This is a genomic window from Kitasatospora sp. NPDC088742 (assembly GCF_055584905.1).
On the sequence record NZ_JBVJLD010000025.1, the window covers coordinates 76,763 to 92,768 of the forward strand.

Here is a 16,006-nt window from a genome sequence, read left to right on the forward strand (position 1 = left end):
CAACGAGGATCACCTGAGCGCCCCGTTCCTGCCGTCACCCATGGGCCTTACACTGGCTGGTACTGCCCTGGCACTCTGACCGTCTGAGTGCCAGCAGACCTGGCCGAGAGGGAGGTGGGTGCCATGTACGGCGAGCGGCCGTTGGACGACCGCAAGCTCGCGGTGCTGCGCGCCATCGTCCAGGACTACGTCGGGACGGAGGAGCCGGTCGGCTCCAAGGCCCTGGTCGAGCGGCACAACCTCGGGGTCTCCCCGGCCACCGTGCGCAACGACATGGCGGCCCTGGAGGAGGACGGCTACATCCACCAGCCGCACACCAGCGCCGGCCGGATCCCCACCGACAAGGGGTACCGGCTGTTCGTGGACCGGCTGGCCGAGGTCAAGCCGATGAGCTCTCCGGAGCGCCGGGCCATCCGGCACTTCCTGGACGGCGCGGTGGACCTGGACGACACGGTGGCCCGCACGGTCCGGCTGCTGGCGCAGCTGACCAGGCAGGTCGCGGTGGTCCAGTACCCCTCGCTGAGCCGTTCGACGGTCCGTCACGTCGAGCTGGTGGCACTGGCCCCGGCCAAGGTGATGCTGGTCCTGATCACCAACACCGGCCGGGTCGAGCAGCGGATGGTGGACTGTCCGGGCCCGGTCGGCGAGACGGTCCTGGCGGACCTGCGCTCGCGGCTGAACGCCCAGGCGGTGGGCCGGCCGCTGCCGGAGGTCCCGGGCCTGTTGGAGGACCTCCCGTCCACCTTCGAGCCCGCCGACCGGCCGGCGGTCTCCACCGTCCTGGCCACCCTGTTCGAGACCCTGGCGGAGCAGAACGAGGAGCGGATCATGCTGGCCGGCACGGCCAACCTGACCCGCTTCGGCCACGACTTCCCGCTCACCATCCAGCCGGTGCTGGAGGCGTTGGAGGAGCAGGTCGTCCTGCTCCGCCTCCTGGGTGAGACGGCGGACGCGGGGATGACGGTCCGGATCGGCCACGAGAACGCGTACGAGGGCCTCAATTCCACCTCGGTGGTCTCGGTCGGTTACGGTTCGGGCGATCAGAGTGTGGCGAAGCTGGGCGTGATCGGACCGACCCGGATGGACTACCCGGGCACAATGGGGGCGGTGCGAGCGGTGGCACGGTACGTGGGCCAGATCCTGGCCGAGTCGTAGGCGAGTCGTAGGAACAGCTCGAAGAACAGCACTGTTCAGGACCAGTCGCAGCACTTCTAGAGGCGGAACAAGCGGAGCATTTGGTGGCCACGGACTACTACGCGGTACTCGGCGTCCGACGGGATGCGGGGCAGGACGAGATCAAGAAGGCGTTCCGGCGCCTCGCCCGCGAACTGCACCCGGACGTCAACCCGGACCCCAAGACCCAGGAGCGGTTCAAGGAGATCAACGCCGCTTACGAGGTGTTGTCCGACCCGGCCAAGCGCCAGGTCTACGACCTCGGCGGTGACCCGCTCTCGCCCAACGGCGGCGGGGCCGGCGGCTTCGGCGCCGGGGCGGCGGGCTTCGGCTTCTCCGACATCATGGACGCGTTCTTCGGCGCGGCCTCGGGCCAGCGCGGCCCGCGCTCGCGCACCCGGCGCGGCCAGGACGCGATGATCCGGCTGGAGATCACCCTGGAGGAGGCCGCTTTCGGCACCACCAAGGAACTCCAGGTCGACACCGCCGTCACCTGCACGACCTGCAACGGCGAGGGCGCGGCCCCCGGCACCTCGGCGCAGACCTGTGACATGTGCCGCGGCAAGGGCGAGGTCTCCCAGGTCACCCGGTCCTTCCTGGGCCAGGTCATGACCTCCCGCCCCTGCCCGCAGTGCCAGGGCTTCGGCACCGTCGTCCCGACCCCGTGCCCCGAGTGCGCCGGCGACGGCCGGGTCCGCGCCCGCCGCACCCTGACGGTCAAGATCCCGGCCGGTGTGGACAACGGCACCCGGATCCAGCTGGCCGGTGAGGGCGAGGTCGGCCCCGGCGGCGGCCCCGCCGGTGACCTCTACGTCGAGATCGCCGAGACCGCCCACCCGACCTTCCAGCGCCGTGGGGACGACCTGCACTGCACCGTCACCATCCCGATGACGGCGGCCTCGCTCGGCACCCAGGTGCCGCTGCAGACGCTGGACGGGATGGAGGAGGTCGACATCCGGCCCGGTACCCAGTCCGGCCAGTCGATCCCGCTGCACGGGCGGGGCATCACCCACCTGCGCGGCGGCGGCCGGGGCGACTTGATAGTGCACGTCGAGGTGCAGACCCCGACCAAGCTCGAGCCGGAGCAGGAGGAGCTGCTGCGGCGGCTCGCCGTGCTCCGCGGTGAGGAGCGGCCGTCGGGGCAGTTCGCACCGGGCCAGCAGGGCCTGTTCTCCCGCCTCAAGGACGCGTTCAACGGCCGCTGAGAAGCGACCTGACAGGAGTAGCACCGCATGACCGCCCCCGTGTTCGTCGTGGAGTCCGCACTGCTCGCCGGGGCCGCCCCCGGTTCGGTGGTGCGCCTCGACGGGCCCGAGGGGCGGCACGCGGCGGCGGTGAAGCGGCTGGAGCCGGGCGAGGCCGTCACGCTGGCGGACGGCCTCGGGCTCGGCGTCGAGGGTGCGGTGCGCGCCGTGCACGGCAAGGACGCGCTGGACGTCGAGGTGCTGGCGGTCCGTCAGGAGGCCGAGCCGGCGCCCCGGATCGTGGTGGTGCAGGCCCTGCCCAAGGGCGACCGGGGCGAGCTCGCGGTCGAGACCATGACCGAGGTCGGCGTGGACGTGGTGATCCCCTGGGCCGCCTCCCGCTGCATCACCCAGTGGAAGGGCGACCGCGGCGCCAAGGCGCTGGCCAAGTGGCGCTCCAGCGCCCGGGAGGCCGGCAAGCAGTCCCGCCGGCTGCGCTTCCCGGAGGTCCGTGACCTCATGACCACCCGTCAGCTGGCCCCGCTGCTCTCCGCCGCGGCCTTCGCCGCCGTGCTGCACGAGGAGGGCTCCGAGCCGCTGGCCACCGCCGCCCTCCCCGCCACCGGTGACCTGGTGCTGGTGGTCGGCCCGGAGGGCGGGGTCTCCCCGGACGAACTGGCCGCCTTCGCCGAGGCCGGTGCCAAGCCGCACCGCCTGGGCCCCTCGGTGCTGCGCACCTCCACTGCGGGCGTCGCGGCCGGCGCCCTGCTGCTGGGCCGCACCGGCCGCTGGAGCTGACCTCCACCCGCCTGCCGGCGCACGAGGGTTCGCTGACAAAGAAACGCATGGCCCAGGGGCGACACCGTGCATAGGGTGGCCGCCGTGACGACCTCTGCCGGCGCCTACCTGCGCCACCCTCACCTGCACGGCGACCTCCTGACCTTCGTCGCCGAGGACGACATCTGGCTGGCCCCGATCGAGGGGGGCCGGGCCTGGCGCCTGACGGCCGATCAGGTGCCGGTGAGCCATCCCCGGTTCTCGCCGGACGGCGGGCACGTCGCCTGGACCTCCACCCGGGACGGTGCGCCCGAGATCCACGTGGCCCCCACCGAGGGCGGCCCGTCCCGGCGGCTGACCCACTGGGGCGCGCCCCGCACCCGGCTGCGCGGCTGGACCGCCGACGGCCGCCCGGTCGCGGTCAGCTCCGCCGGGCAGGAGACCACGCGCCGCAGCTGGGCCTTCGCGATCCCGCTGGACGGCGGCGAGCCCGAGCGGCTGCCGTTCGGGCCGGTCGGCGGGCTGGCCGAGGAGCCGGGCGGCCCCCGGACGCTGCTGCTGGCCCCGCTGACCACCGAGCCGGCCTACTGGAAGCGCTACCGGGGCGGCACCGCCGGGAAGCTCTGGATCGGCGAGCGCGGCGGCGAGTTCACCCGCCTGCACACCGAGCTGGACGGTCGGGCGAACATCGACTCCCCGCTCTGGGTCGGCGGCCGGATCGCCTTCCTCTCCGACCACGAGGGCACCGGCCAGCTCTGGTCCAGCCTCCCGGACGGCTCCGACCTGCGCCGGCACACCACCGACCAGGGCGGCTTCTACGTCCGCAACGCCACCACCGACGGCACCCGGGTGGTCTGGCACAGCGCCGGTGAGCTGTGGATCCTGGACGGCCTGGACGGTGCCGAGCCGCGCCGTCTGGACGTCCGCCCGGCCGGGCCCCGCTCCGGCCGCCGCCCCCACCCGGTCGCCGCCGCCGGGCAGTTGGAGACCGTCGCGCCGGACCGCACCGGCCGCGCCAGCGCCGTGGTGGTCCGCGGCTCGGTGCACTGGCTGACCCACCAGGAGGGCCCGGCCCGGGTGCTGGACGAGACCCCGGGCGTGCGGAACCGGCTGGCCCGGGTGGTGCCCGGGGCCGAGGGCGAGGACGGCGTCAGGGGACCGCAGGGCGCGGTGTGGATCACCGATGCCCAGGGCGACGACGCCCTGGTGCACGCGCCCGAGGTGCTGGGCGCCGAGCGCCGGGTGCTGGCCGCCGGGCAGCTCGGCCGGGTGCACTCGATGGTGGTCTCCCCGGACGGCGCCAGCCTGGCGCTGGCCGTGCACGACGGCCGGGTGCTCCAACTGGTGCTGGCCGACGGCACCCTGCACGAGCTGGCCCGCAGCGGCCAGGGCGAGGTCACCGGCCTGGCCTTCTCGCCGGACTCGCGCCACCTGGCCTGGTCGCAGCCGACCCTGGGCGCCGAGTCGCTGCGGCAGATCGTGCTGGCCGACCTGACGGACCGTTCGGTGGCCGAGGTCACCCCGCAGCGCTTCGTCGACTACGCCCCGGCGTTCACCACCGACGGCAAGCACCTGGCCTTCCTCTCGGTCCGCAACTTCGACCCGGTCTACGACGCGCACGTCTTCGACCTCTCCTTCCCGACCGGTGCCCGCCCGTTCCTGGTCACCCTGGCCGCCGACACCCCGTCACCCTTCGGCCCGCAGCGGGCCGGGCGCTCGCTGACCGGCGAGGACGAGGAGCCGGTGGCCAAGAAGGACGAGGAGAAGAAGGACGGCGAGGACGGCAAGGAGAAGGACAAGGAGAAGGCCCCGGAGACCAGGGTCGACCTGGACGGGATCGCCGACCGGATCATCCCCTTCCCGGTCGAGGGCGGCCAGTTCGGCGGCCTGCGCGCGGTCAAGGACGGCGTGCTCTGGACCAGGTACCCGCTGCTCGGCATGCTCGGCGACAACGCCGCCTCGCTGGAGGACGACGAGGCCCGCCCCGTCCTGGAGCGCTTCGACTTCAAGAAGCGCAAGGCCGAGGAGCTGGTCTCCGAGCTGGACGGCTTCACGCTCAGCGGCGACGCCGGCCGGGTGGTGGTCCTCGACCAGGGCACCGTCCGGGTGGTCCCGGCGGACCACAAGGCGGGCGAGGACGACGACCTGACGGTGGATCTGGACCGGCTGCGGATCACCGTCGACCCGGCCGCCGAGTGGCGGCAGATGTTCGACGAGAACGGCCGCCTGATGCGCGACAACTTCTGGCGCGCAGACCTGGGCGGGGTGGACTGGGACGGCGTCCTGGCCCGCTACCGGCCGCTGGTGGACCGCCTCGGCAGCCACGACGACCTGGTGGACCTGCTCTGGGAGACCGTCGGCGAGCTGGGCACCTCGCACGCCTACGTGATGCCGCCCGGCCGCGGTACCGAGGCGGCGCGCCGTCAGGGCCTGCTCGGCGCCGACCTGGTGAAGGACGGTGAGGTCTGGCGGGTGGCCCGGGTGCTGCCCGGTGAGTCCTCCGACCCGCGCGCCCGCTCCCCGCTGGCCGCCCCCGGCGCCGCCGTCCGGCCCGGCGACGCGCTGCTCGCGGTGAACGGCCGCCCGGTCGACCCGGTCACCGGCCCGGCCCCGCTGCTCGCGGGCACGGCCGGCCAGCCGGTCGAGCTCACCGTCGCGGGCCCGGACGGCACCGAGCGCCACCCGGTGGTGGTGCCGCTGGCCGACGAGGAGGCGCTGCGCTACCACGACTGGGTGGCCGGCCGGCGGGCCGCCGTCCGCGCGCTCTCCGACGGGCGGCTCGGCTACCTGCACGTCCCGGACATGCAGGTGGGCGGCTGGGCCCAGATCCACCGCGACCTGCGGGTCGAGATGTCCAAGGAGGGCGTGGTCGTCGACCTGCGGGAGAACCGCGGCGGCCACACCTCCCAGCTGATCATCGAGAAGCTCACCCGCAAGGTGGTCGGCTGGGACTACGCCCGCGACCTGGCCACCCCCGCCCCGTACCCGCAGGACGCCCCGCGCGGCCCGGTGGTGGCGCTGGCCGACGAGTTCTCCGGCTCGGACGGCGACATCGTCAACGCGGCGATCCAGGCGCTCGGCATCGGCCCGGTGGTCGGCACCCGCACCTGGGGCGGCGTGATCGGCATCGACGGCCGCTACAGCCTGGTCGACGGCACCGGCGTCACCCAGCCCAAGTACTCGTTCTGGCTGGAGGGTTACGGCTGGGGCGTGGAGAACCACGGCGTCGACCCGGACGTCGAGGTCCCGATCGCCCCGCACCAGTGGGCCAACGGCGAGGACCCGCAGCTCGCCGAGGGAGTCCGGCTCGCACTCGCGGCACTGGCCGAACGCCCGGCCGCCACCGCCCCGCCGCTGCCCGAGCTCGGCTAGCGGCGCCGGGCGCGCCTGACCAGGAACAGCACCAGGCCGCCGATCAGCAGCAGCGGTAGCAGGAGCAGCAGGACCAACAGCCCGCCGAGGCCGCCGAAGGAGGACTTCTTCTTCTCGGCCTTGGCGGGCTGCTTGCTGACCAGGAGCGGGGACGGGGACGCGGAGGAGGACGCGGGGGCGGGCTGCCGGGTCGCGCCGAGTCCGGTGGTGGCGCCGCTCAGGTTGGAGGTGGGCGGGGTGCTGTCCGAACTTCCGCTTCCCGTCGAGGGCTTGGACACCCCGCCGCTGGTACCGCCGGCGGACGAACCACTCGAGCCGGTGGACGACCCGCTGCCGGACGAGCCGCCCGAGCTGGTGGTCCGGCTCTTCGACCCTCCGCTGCTCCCGCTGCTGCTCTTGCTGCCGCTGCTGCCCCCGGTCTTGGCCTCGGCGGGCAGGACGGCCCCGGACAGTACCGCGGCGACCAGAGCGGTGGCGCTCAACAGGGCGGGCAGGCGGCGCATGTGACGCTCCGTGGGCGAGGCGCGGTGGACGGCCCGGAAACCTACCACGGTGCCCCGCCCGGAAGGCACTAGGCTGCGACCCGTACCCCGGAACGATCAGCGAGGAGACCGAGATGGCCGGCGAGCCGCAGCCCGACTGCCTGTTCTGCAAGATCGTGGCGGGGGAGATCCCGGCCACCGTGGTCCGCAAGACCGAGCGCACGCTCGCCTTCCGGGACATCAGCCCGCAGGCGCCCACCCACGTCCTGGTGATCCCGCACGCCCACTACCCGAACGCGGCCGAACTCGCCGCCGCCGAGCCGGAGATCGCCGGCGAGCTGCTCGCCGAGGCCGGTGAGGTGGCCAGGGACGAGGGCCTGGACTCGTACCGCCTGATCTTCAACACCGGTGCGGGCGCGGGCCAGACCGTCTTCCACGCCCACGTGCACGTGCTCGGCGGCCGCAAGCTCCACGAGGGCCTGGTCTGATCCGGTGTCCCAGCGCGAACTCGTCGTCCTCGGCACCGCCAGCCAGGTGCCCACCCGGCACCGCAACCACAACGGCTACCTGCTCCGCTGGGACGGCGAGGGCCTGCTGTTCGACCCCGGCGAGGGCACGCAGCGTCAGATGCTGCACGCCGGGGTCTCCGCCACCCAGCTGACCAGGCTCTGCGTCACGCACTTCCACGGTGACCACTCGCTGGGCCTGGCCGGGGTGATCCAGCGGATCAACCTGGACCGGGTGCCGCACCCGGTGGACGCCTACTACCCGGCCACCGGCCAGGTCTACTTCGACCGGCTCCGGCAGGCCACCGCCTTCCACGAGACCGCCGAGCTGCGCCCCCGGCCGATCGAGGAGCCCGGCCCGCTGCCCGCCCCGGGCGCCGCCTTCGAGCTGAGCGCCGTCCGGCTCTCGCACCCGGTGGACTCCTTCGGCTACCGGCTCGCCGAGCCGGACTCGACCCGGCTGATCCCGGCCCGGCTCAGGGAACTGGGCATCGCAGGCCCGGCGGTGGGCCGTCTCCAGCGGGACGGCGCGGTGGAGGCGGCCGGACGGACCGTCACCCTGGCCGAGGTCAGCGAACCCCGCCCGGGGCAGAAGTTCGCCTTCGTGATGGACACCCGGCTCTGCGACGGGGTCGGCGAACTGGCGCAGGACGCCGACCTGTTGGTGATCGAGGCGACCTTCCTGGAGTCCGAGGCCCGGCTGGCCGAGGAGCACGGCCACCTCACCGCCGCCCAGGCCGCCCGGGCGGCCGCCGAGGCGGGGGTGCGCACGCTGGTGCTGACCCACTTCTCCCAGCGCTACCCGGACCTGAGCGGTCATCTCGCCGAGGCCCGTGCGCACTTCGACGGTGAGCTGGTGGTTGCCCAGGACCTGGCCCGGGTAGCCGTACCGCCGCGCCGGTGACCGGACGGGCCGCGGAAGCACACGGAAAACCACTCGCATCCGCACGCTTCCTCCCGGACCATCGGAAGCCGCGTCACCGCAGTGACCCGGTGCGCGGCGTACCCTGGTGACCCCGGAGAACCGAGCGGCACCCCTAGAAGACGGATGGGATGAGGCAGGCCCGAGCGGCCGACCCATGACTGAGACACCGCAGACCCGTACCAATGGACAGTCGCGTCCCCACGGGGACGCCGCCGCCACCGCCCGGATCACCATCCCCGAGAAGCACCCCATGGTCACCCTGCTCGGGGCGACCGACTCGCTGCTCCGGGTGATCGAGCAGGGATTCCCGGACGCCGACATCCACGTCCGCGGCAACGAGGTGACCGCGACCGGCGCCCGCGCCGAGGTGGCCTTGGTCCAGCAGCTGTTCAACGAGATGATGCTGGTGCTGCGCACCGGCCAACCGCTGACGGAGGACGCCGTGGAGCGTTCGATCGCCATGCTGCGGAACGCCGCCGACGACCCGGCCCACCCGGTCCCGTCCGAGGTCTTCACCGCGAACATCCTGTCCAACCGGGGCCGCACCATCCGCCCCAAGACGCTCAACCAGCAGCGCTACGTCGACGCGATCGACAAGCACACCATCGTCTTCGGCCTCGGCCCGGCCGGTACCGGCAAGACCTACCTCGCGATGGCCAAGGCCGTCCAGGCCCTCCAGGCCAAGGAGGTCAACCGGATCATCCTGACCCGGCCGGCCGTCGAGGCGGGGGAGCGGCTGGGCTTCCTGCCCGGCACCCTCTACGAGAAGATCGACCCGTACCTGCGCCCGCTCTACGACGCGCTGCACGACATGATGGACCCGGACTCCATCCCCCGGCTGATGGCCGCGGGCACCATCGAGGTCGCCCCGCTCGCCTACATGCGCGGCCGGACCCTGAACGACGCCTTCATCATCCTGGACGAGGCGCAGAACACCTCGCCCGAGCAGATGAAGATGTTCCTCACCCGACTGGGCTTCAACTCCCGGGTCGTGGTGACGGGTGACACCAGCCAGATCGACCTCCCCGGCAGCACCCGCTCCGGCCTCAAGGTGGTCCAGGAGATCCTCGTCGACGTGCCGGACATCCACTTCTCGGTGCTCACCAGCACCGACGTGGTCCGCCACAAGCTGGTCGGCCGGATCGTGGACGCCTACGAGCGCTGGGACGCCCAGCAGGAGGCCGCCGAGGCCCCGGCACCCCGAAAGCCCGTCCAGCGGAAGGGCGCCCGTGCCCCCCGCCAGTCCCATCGCACCGAAAGCTGAGTAACCAGCCCGTCATGTCGATCGACATCGCCAACGAGTCCGACTGGGAGGTCGACGAGGAGTCCATCCTCGACGTCGCCCGCTACGCCCTCGACCAGATGCGGATCCACCCGCAGGCGGAGCTCTCCGTCATCCTGGTCGACAGCGCCCAGATGGAGGAGCTGCACATCCAGTGGATGGACCTCCCCGGCCCGACCGACGTGATGTCGTTCCCGATGGACGAGCTGCGCCCCGGCAAGGAGGGCGAGGACCTGCCGCAGGGCCTGCTCGGTGACATCGTGCTCTGCCCCGAGGTCGCCAAGCAGCAGGGCCTGGACGCCCCGACCAAGCACGCCATGGACGACGAGCTGCAGCTGCTCACCGTCCACGGCGTTCTCCACGTGCTCGGCTACGACCACGAGGAGCCGGAGGAGAAGGAGGTCATGTTCGGCCTCCAGAAGCGGATCCTGGACGACTGGCGGGCCGGCCGCGGCCTCTCCGCCATCTCGCCCGCCCCGACCACCCACTGAGGCGCGGCCTCCTGTGAGTGGCAACAGTACGAGCCTCCTGATCGGGGCTCTTCTCCTGGTGGTGCTCGGCTGGTTGGCGGCCTGCGCCGAGGCCGGCATCTCGCGGGTCTCCCGGTTCCGCGCCGAGGAGGCCGTCCGGGCCGGGCGGCGCGGGGCGGACCGGCTGCTGACGCTGGCCTCCGACCCGATCCGCTACCTCAACCTGGCGACCCTGATCCGGGTCTCCAGCGAGATGGCGGCCGCCGTCCTGGTCACCGTGGTCTGCGTGCGCAGCGTCCACCCGGCCTGGCAGGCGGTGCTGCTGGCCTTCGCCGTGATGGTGCTGGTCTCCTTCGTCGCGGTCGGCGTCTCGCCCCGCACGATCGGCCGCCAGCACCCGCTGACCACCTCCACCGCGGCCTCCTTCGTGCTGCTCCCGCTGGCCGGGGTGCTCGGGCCGATCCCCAAGCTGCTGATCCTGCTGGGCAACGCGCTCACCCCGGGCAAGGGGTACAAGGAGGGGCCGTTCGCCTCCGAGGCCGAGCTGCGGGCCCTGGTGGACCTGGCGGAGAAGGACGACCTGATCGAGGACGAGGAGCGCCGGATGGTGCACTCGGTCTTCGAGCTGGGCGACACCATCGTCCGCGAGGTGATGGTGCCGCGCACCGACCTGGTGATGATCGAGCGTCACAAGACGGTCCGTCAGGCCCTCACCCTGGCGCTGCGCTCCGGCTTCTCGCGCATCCCGGTGGTGGGCGAGAACGAGGACGACGTGGTCGGCATCGTCTACCTCAAGGACCTGGTCCGGCGCACCCACATCAACCGGGAGTCGGAGTCCGAGCCGGTCTCCTCGGTGATGCGCCCGGCGGTCTTCATCCCGGACTCCAAGCCGGCCGCGGACCTGCTGCGGGAGATGCAGCAGATGCGCTCGCACGTGGCGATCGTGATCGACGAGTACGGCGGCACCGCCGGGCTGGTGACGATCGAGGACGTGCTGGAGGAGATCGTCGGCGAGATCACCGACGAGTACGACCGGGAGCTGCCGCCGGTCGAGGACCTCGGCGACGGCTCGTACCGGATCACCGCCCGGCTGCTGGTGGAGGACTTCGGCGAGCTGTTCGGCCTCCAGTTGGAGGACGAGGACGTGGAGACGGTCGGTGGTCTGCTGGCCAAGCACCTCGGCCGGGTGCCGATCCCGGGCTCCTCGGTCGACCTCCCGGTGCCGGAGGACTCCGGTTCGGACCTGACCGCGATCCGGCTCACCGCCGAGAGCGCGGCCGGACGGCGCAACCGGATCGGCACCGTGCTGGCCACCCCGCTGCGGGAGAAGGACGGGCCCGAGGAGGGCGACCGCCCCGAGGAGTAGCGTGGACAGCGGGGTCCCGCCGCCGCGTTCCCACCGGGAGGTACGCCGTGTTGAAGCTCAAGGACGACCTGCCGGTCGACCACCGGCTGGCGCAGGTCTACCGCTACGGCGCCGGGCTCGGCGGGGTCTTCCTGCTGTTCTTCGGCATCCTCGGGCTGTTGGACCGCCCGGGCTTCCTGGACACCCAGGGGGACCGGGTGGCCGGCATGAGCAGCAACGGTCTGCTGGGGCTGCTCTCGGTGGTGGTCGGTCTGGTGCTGATCGCCGGCGCCGCGATCGGCGGCAACCTCGCGTCCTGGATCAACATGGTGGTCGGCGCGGTCTTCGTCGTCGCGGGCTTCGTCGGGCTGATGATCCTGGACTCGGACGCCAACTTCCTGGCCTTCACGATGAGCAACGTGATCTTCAGCTTCGCCTTCGGCCTGGTGGTCGCCACCTTCGGCATGTACGGCCGGGTCAGCCGGCACCTGCCGCACGACAACCCGTACTGGCGCGAGCGGCACGCCCGCTACACCGAGGCCCTGCGCGGCCCGGCCGGGCCGCCGGCCGTGCCCGGCCACTGAGACGGGCGGGGCGGTTCCGGGAATTCACCTGACGAGCCGTCAGTTCTGCCGGTAGGAAGGGATCTTCACGTACGTCTTCACGCGCGAGGAGATCCCGATGACCGCCCGCACCCTGGGTACGCTCAGCACCGCCCCGATCGGCTTCGGGGCGATGGTGCTCTCGCCCGGCATGTACGGGGAGACCGACGACGACCGCGGCGAGCGGGCGGTGCTGGCCGCCCTGGACGCCGGGGTCACCATGTTCGACACCGCCGACGGCTACGGCGCCGAGGGCCACAACGAGCGGCTGCTCGGCCGGGCGCTGGCCGGGCGGCGGGACGAGGTGGTGCTGGCGACCAAGTTCGGCTTCCGGATACCGGAGGGGGCCGAGGCGCACCGCTTCCCGGTCAGCTACGCCTTCGGCGAGCTGGCGGTCAACGCCGATCCCGAGTACGTCCGGGGCTACGCGGAGCAGTCGCTGCGCAACCTGGCCACCGACGTGATCGACCTCTACTACCCGCACTTCCCGGACCCGCAGGTGCCGCTGGCCGACACCGTCGGCGCGGTGGCCGAGCTGGTCGAGGCCGGGCTGGTGCGGCACCTGGGGCTCTCCAACGTCACCGCGGCCCAGCTGCGCGAGGCGCACGCGGTGCACCCGGTGGCCGCGGTGCAGGTGCAGTGGTCGATGTGGCAGCCGGCCGAGCCGGAGCTGCTGGCGGCCGCCCGCGAGCTGGGCGTCGGCCTGGTGGCCTGGAGCCCGCTCGGCGGCGGCTTCCTGACCGGGACGGTCCAGCAGCTGGGGGACGGTGACTTCCGGAAGAACCTGGAGCGCTTCGACGAGGCCAACCTCAAGGCCAACAACGACCACTACGCGCCGGTCCGGGCGATCGCCGGGGAGCTCGGCCTGAGTGCGGGCCAGCTGGCGCTGGCCTGGCTGCTGCACCAGGACGACCACGTGGTCCCGATCCCGGGCAGCCGCACCCCGGCGCACATCGCCGACAACTGCGCGGCGGCCGGCGTCCGGCTCTCGGCGGCCGACCTGGCCCGGGTGGACGAGGCGCTGGCCGCCTTCGCACCGGCCGGGAAGGGCGACCTGCTGGACGCCTGAGCGCGGCCCGCGGCGGGTCTCCTATGCTCAGCGGCATGACCGATCAGACTGAGCAGACCGCCGAGCTGGACCCCGAGGACAAGAAGATCATCACGCTGGCCCGCTCGGCCCGCGCCCGCAACGGCGTGGCCGAGGGGGCCGCCGTCCGCGACGAGACCGGGCGGACCTACGTCGCCGGCACCGTGGAGCTGCCCTCGCTGCGTCTGACGGCGCTCCAGACCGCCGTGGCGATGGCCGTGGCCAGCGGCGCCAAGGGCCTGGAGGCCGCTGCCGTGGTCACCACGGCCGACACCCCCGCCGCGGGTGACCTGGCCGCCGTCCGCGACCTGGGCGGCCCGTCCGCCCCGGTCCTGCTGGCCGGCCCGGACGGGACCTTCCGGCAGGCGTTCTGACGCGGGCGGACCGGGCGGGGCTTCTGGACAAGGCGGCATGTCGATAATCTGACCGGCATGGGTGCGTGTGCTTTCCTCGCCGGTGTGTTGCTGACCCTGATGGGGTTGGGGCGGTGGCACGAGACCGGATCTCCGTACTGGCTGATCGGGTCTCTGCTGCTGTTCGTGCTGCTCCTGGTGGGCGCGGCGACGGGCAAGAAGGCCCGTTGACCGAGTCGGGCCGGACGATCAGGGAGAATGGTGCGCATGAGTAGCCCTTCTTCCCCGTACCGCTCCGGGTTCGCGTGCTTCGTCGGCCGTCCGAACGCGGGTAAGTCGACCCTGACCAACGCCTTGGTCGGGACGAAGGTCGCGATCACCTCCGACCGTCCGCAGACCACCCGGCACACCGTGCGCGGCATCGTGCACCGCCCCGACGCCCAGCTGGTGCTGGTCGACACCCCGGGTCTGCACAAGCCGCGCACCCTGCTCGGCGAGCGGCTCAACGACCTGGTCCGTTCGACCTGGGCCGAGGTGGACGTGATCGGCTTCTGCCTGCCGGCCGACCAGAAGCTCGGCCCCGGCGACAAGTTCATCGCCAAGGAACTCGCCGAGGTCAAGAAGACCCCCAAGGTGGCGATCGTCACCAAGACCGACCTGGTCGACTCCAAGAAGCTGGCCGAGCAGCTGATCGCCGTTCAGCAGCTCGGCGCCGAGCTGGGCATCGAGTGGGCCGAGATCATCCCGGTCTCGGCCGTCGGCGACCAGCAGGTCGAGCTGGTCGGCGAGCTGATCACCAAGCTGCTCCCCGAGGGCCAGCCGCTCTACCCGGACGGTGACCTCACCGACGAGCCCGAGCTGATCATGGTCGCCGAGCTGATCCGCGAGGCCGCCCTGGAGGGTGTCCGGGACGAGCTCCCGCACTCGCTGGCCGTGGTGGTCGAGGAGATGATCCCGCGTGAGGACCGTCCGGCGGACCGCCCGCTGCTCGACATCCACGCCAACGTCTACATCGAGCGGCAGTCCCAGAAGGCCATCGTGATCGGCGCCAAGGGCTCCCGCCTGAAGCACGTCGGCACCACCGCCCGCAAGCAGATCGAGGCCCTCCTCGGCACCCCGGTCTACCTCGACCTGCACGTCAAGGTCGCGAAGGACTGGCAGCGCGACCCGAAGCAGCTGCGCAAGCTCGGCTTCTGACGCCCCGTAGGACGGACGACGGCCCGTACCCCCTTCACCGGGGTGCGGGCCGTCTGCGCGCTCCGGGCTCTCCGTGGAGGACGCGTGGGTGCTCCACGCCGACCCCGCCCGGCCTCCGGCCGGGTCGTCGCCGCGCCGTGCGGGGGCTCCGGCTCCGCCGGGCTCCCCGCTGTCCTGCGGGCCGGGCCGGCTCAGGCCGATTCGCGGGGGACCAGACGGGCCGTCAGGAGGTTGTCCACGGCCGGGGTGCTGGTGGGGTCGGCGATCAGCAGGTCGATCAGGTCCGCCAGGGTGCGGCCCTCGGGGAGGGTGAGGCGGACGGTGGTGAGCCGGGGGCGGAGCAGGCGGCCGAGCAGCAGGTCGTCGGCGCCGATCAGGGCGGTGCGCTCGGGGACGGGGACGCCCAGGTCCTGGAGGGAGCGCAGCAGCAGCATGGCGTACTCGTCGTTGTAGGCGAAGACGCCGTCCAGGCCGAGCTCGCGGCAGCGCAGGGCGGCGGCGGCCCCGGACTCCTCGGTGTAGTCCAGCGGGAGCGGGGTGACGGCGTCCGGCAGCCCGGCCGAGGCGGCGGCGGCCCGGGCTCCGGCCAGGCGGGGGCCGCTGAACTGGTCGAGCCCGGAGTCGGTGGGGACCACCACGCCGAGGCGGCGGCGGCCGGTGGCCAGCAGGCGGGCCGCGGCGGCGGCGCCGACCTCGCGCTGGTCCATGATCAGCGCGTGCGCGCCGGGGACGGGCGCGGTGCCCAGGGTGAGCACCGCCCTGGTGCCCGAGCGGCGGAGCAGTTCGACGCCTTCGGGGGTGAGCACCGGCTCCAGGCAGAGCACCGCAGCGGGCCTCAACTCGGCCCAGGCGCGGGCGGGTTCGTCCCCCTCGCCGGTCGGCCCGTAGAGCACGCTGGTGTGGCCGCGCTCGCGCAGCGCTCCCTGGAGCTCGCGGTAGAAGCCGCTGAACAGCGGGCCGATCGGGGCGGCCGAGCCGCCGATCAGGACGATGCCGGTGCGGCCGGCCCGCAGGGAGCGGGCGGCGGCGTGCGGGACGTAGCCGAGTTCGGCGGCGGCGGCCCGGACCTTCTGCCGGGTGGCCTCGCCGACCCGGCCGCCGGCGGTGTCGTTGAGCACGAAGGAGACGGTGGCGCGGGAGACCCCGGCGAGGCGGGCGACGTCGGCGCTGGTCGGGGGCTGGGGGCTGCTCATAACGGTTGGAATCTTTTCACGTCCGGGGGCTGGCCGGGGGAGGCGCAGCCAGGTTACA

General features: G+C 72.9%; 16 protein-coding genes. 14 read left to right on the forward strand and 2 right to left on the reverse strand.

Going from position 1 to position 16,006, the window contains the following annotated elements; translation table 11 throughout:
- The first annotated feature begins 123 nt into the window (after window positions 1-123).
- The 4 genes from hrcA (at window position 124) to ACZ6ZR_RS20600 (ending at window position 6,506) form a co-directional block, all read left to right on the forward strand.
- Complete coding sequence (gene hrcA / locus ACZ6ZR_RS20585) at window positions 124-1,155, forward strand: heat-inducible transcriptional repressor HrcA (RefSeq protein WP_465644241.1); 1,032 nt, start codon at window positions 124-126, stop codon at window positions 1,153-1,155.
- Window positions 1,156-1,238: 83 nt separating this feature from the next.
- The gene (gene dnaJ, locus ACZ6ZR_RS20590; protein WP_465644243.1) at window positions 1,239-2,378 is read left to right on the forward strand and encodes a molecular chaperone DnaJ; all 1,140 of its coding nucleotides are present in this window, start codon (window positions 1,239-1,241) and stop codon (window positions 2,376-2,378) included.
- Window positions 2,379-2,405: 27 nt separating this feature from the next.
- Window positions 2,406-3,155 (forward strand): 16S rRNA (uracil(1498)-N(3))-methyltransferase, encoded by a 750-nt coding sequence (locus ACZ6ZR_RS20595; RefSeq protein ID WP_465644245.1) that lies wholly within the window; start codon window positions 2,406-2,408, stop codon window positions 3,153-3,155.
- 75 nt (window positions 3,156-3,230) lie between these two features.
- Window positions 3,231-6,506, forward strand: coding sequence for a S41 family peptidase (locus ACZ6ZR_RS20600; RefSeq protein WP_465644247.1), 3,276 nt, complete (start codon window positions 3,231-3,233; stop codon window positions 6,504-6,506).
- On the opposite strand, the gene ACZ6ZR_RS20605 is transcribed toward ACZ6ZR_RS20600, so the two are convergent.
- Window positions 6,503-7,009 carry a hypothetical protein gene (locus tag ACZ6ZR_RS20605; RefSeq protein WP_465644249.1) on the reverse strand — a complete coding sequence of 169 codons (507 nt, stop codon included), beginning with the start codon at window positions 7,007-7,009 and terminating at the stop codon, window positions 6,503-6,505. The two genes, ACZ6ZR_RS20600 and ACZ6ZR_RS20605, sit on opposite strands and share 4 nt — an antisense overlap.
- Before the next feature lie 113 nt (window positions 7,010-7,122).
- Here ACZ6ZR_RS20605 and ACZ6ZR_RS20610 point away from each other — a divergent pair, with 113 nt between their 5' ends.
- The 10 genes from ACZ6ZR_RS20610 (at window position 7,123) to era (ending at window position 14,755) form a co-directional block, all read left to right on the forward strand.
- Window positions 7,123-7,476, forward strand: coding sequence for a histidine triad nucleotide-binding protein (locus ACZ6ZR_RS20610; protein ID WP_465644251.1), 354 nt, complete (start codon window positions 7,123-7,125; stop codon window positions 7,474-7,476).
- Window positions 7,477-7,480: 4 nt separating this feature from the next.
- Entirely contained in the window at window positions 7,481-8,398 is a 918-nt protein-coding gene (locus tag ACZ6ZR_RS20615; protein ID WP_465644253.1) for a ribonuclease Z, read from the forward strand.
- Between the two features lie 175 nt (window positions 8,399-8,573).
- Window positions 8,574-9,683: a PhoH family protein gene (locus ACZ6ZR_RS20620; protein ID WP_465644254.1), complete on the forward strand. Its 1,110-nt coding sequence runs from the start codon at window positions 8,574-8,576 to the stop codon at window positions 9,681-9,683.
- Window positions 9,684-9,697: 14 nt separating this feature from the next.
- Window positions 9,698-10,192, forward strand: a complete 495-nt coding sequence (ybeY, locus tag ACZ6ZR_RS20625) for an rRNA maturation RNase YbeY (RefSeq protein WP_449795492.1) — start codon at window positions 9,698-9,700, stop codon at window positions 10,190-10,192.
- Window positions 10,193-10,205: 13 nt separating this feature from the next.
- Window positions 10,206-11,537, forward strand: coding sequence for a hemolysin family protein (locus ACZ6ZR_RS20630; protein ID WP_465644256.1), 1,332 nt, complete (start codon window positions 10,206-10,208; stop codon window positions 11,535-11,537).
- A gap of 50 nt (window positions 11,538-11,587) precedes the next feature.
- Complete coding sequence (locus ACZ6ZR_RS20635) at window positions 11,588-12,100, forward strand: DUF4383 domain-containing protein (protein ID WP_465644292.1); 513 nt, start codon at window positions 11,588-11,590, stop codon at window positions 12,098-12,100.
- Window positions 12,101-12,197: 97 nt separating this feature from the next.
- The gene (locus tag ACZ6ZR_RS20640; protein WP_465644258.1) at window positions 12,198-13,187 is read left to right on the forward strand and encodes an aldo/keto reductase; all 990 of its coding nucleotides are present in this window, start codon (window positions 12,198-12,200) and stop codon (window positions 13,185-13,187) included.
- Between the two features lie 35 nt (window positions 13,188-13,222).
- Window positions 13,223-13,579 (forward strand): cytidine deaminase, encoded by a 357-nt coding sequence (locus ACZ6ZR_RS20645; RefSeq protein ID WP_465644260.1) that lies wholly within the window; start codon window positions 13,223-13,225, stop codon window positions 13,577-13,579.
- Between the two features lie 57 nt (window positions 13,580-13,636).
- A complete protein-coding gene (locus ACZ6ZR_RS20650) occupies window positions 13,637-13,789 on the forward strand; it encodes a hypothetical protein (RefSeq protein WP_465644262.1) in 153 nt (50 codons plus the stop codon).
- Between the two features lie 36 nt (window positions 13,790-13,825).
- Window positions 13,826-14,755 carry a GTPase Era gene (era, locus tag ACZ6ZR_RS20655; RefSeq protein WP_465644263.1) on the forward strand — a complete coding sequence of 310 codons (930 nt, stop codon included), beginning with the start codon at window positions 13,826-13,828 and terminating at the stop codon, window positions 14,753-14,755.
- A 191-nt stretch (window positions 14,756-14,946) separates the two neighbouring features.
- Here era and ACZ6ZR_RS20660 read toward each other — a convergent pair whose 3' ends face one another.
- Window positions 14,947-15,948, reverse strand: coding sequence for a LacI family DNA-binding transcriptional regulator (locus ACZ6ZR_RS20660; protein WP_465644264.1), 1,002 nt, complete (start codon window positions 15,946-15,948; stop codon window positions 14,947-14,949).
- Between the last annotated feature and the right edge of the window lie 58 nt (window positions 15,949-16,006).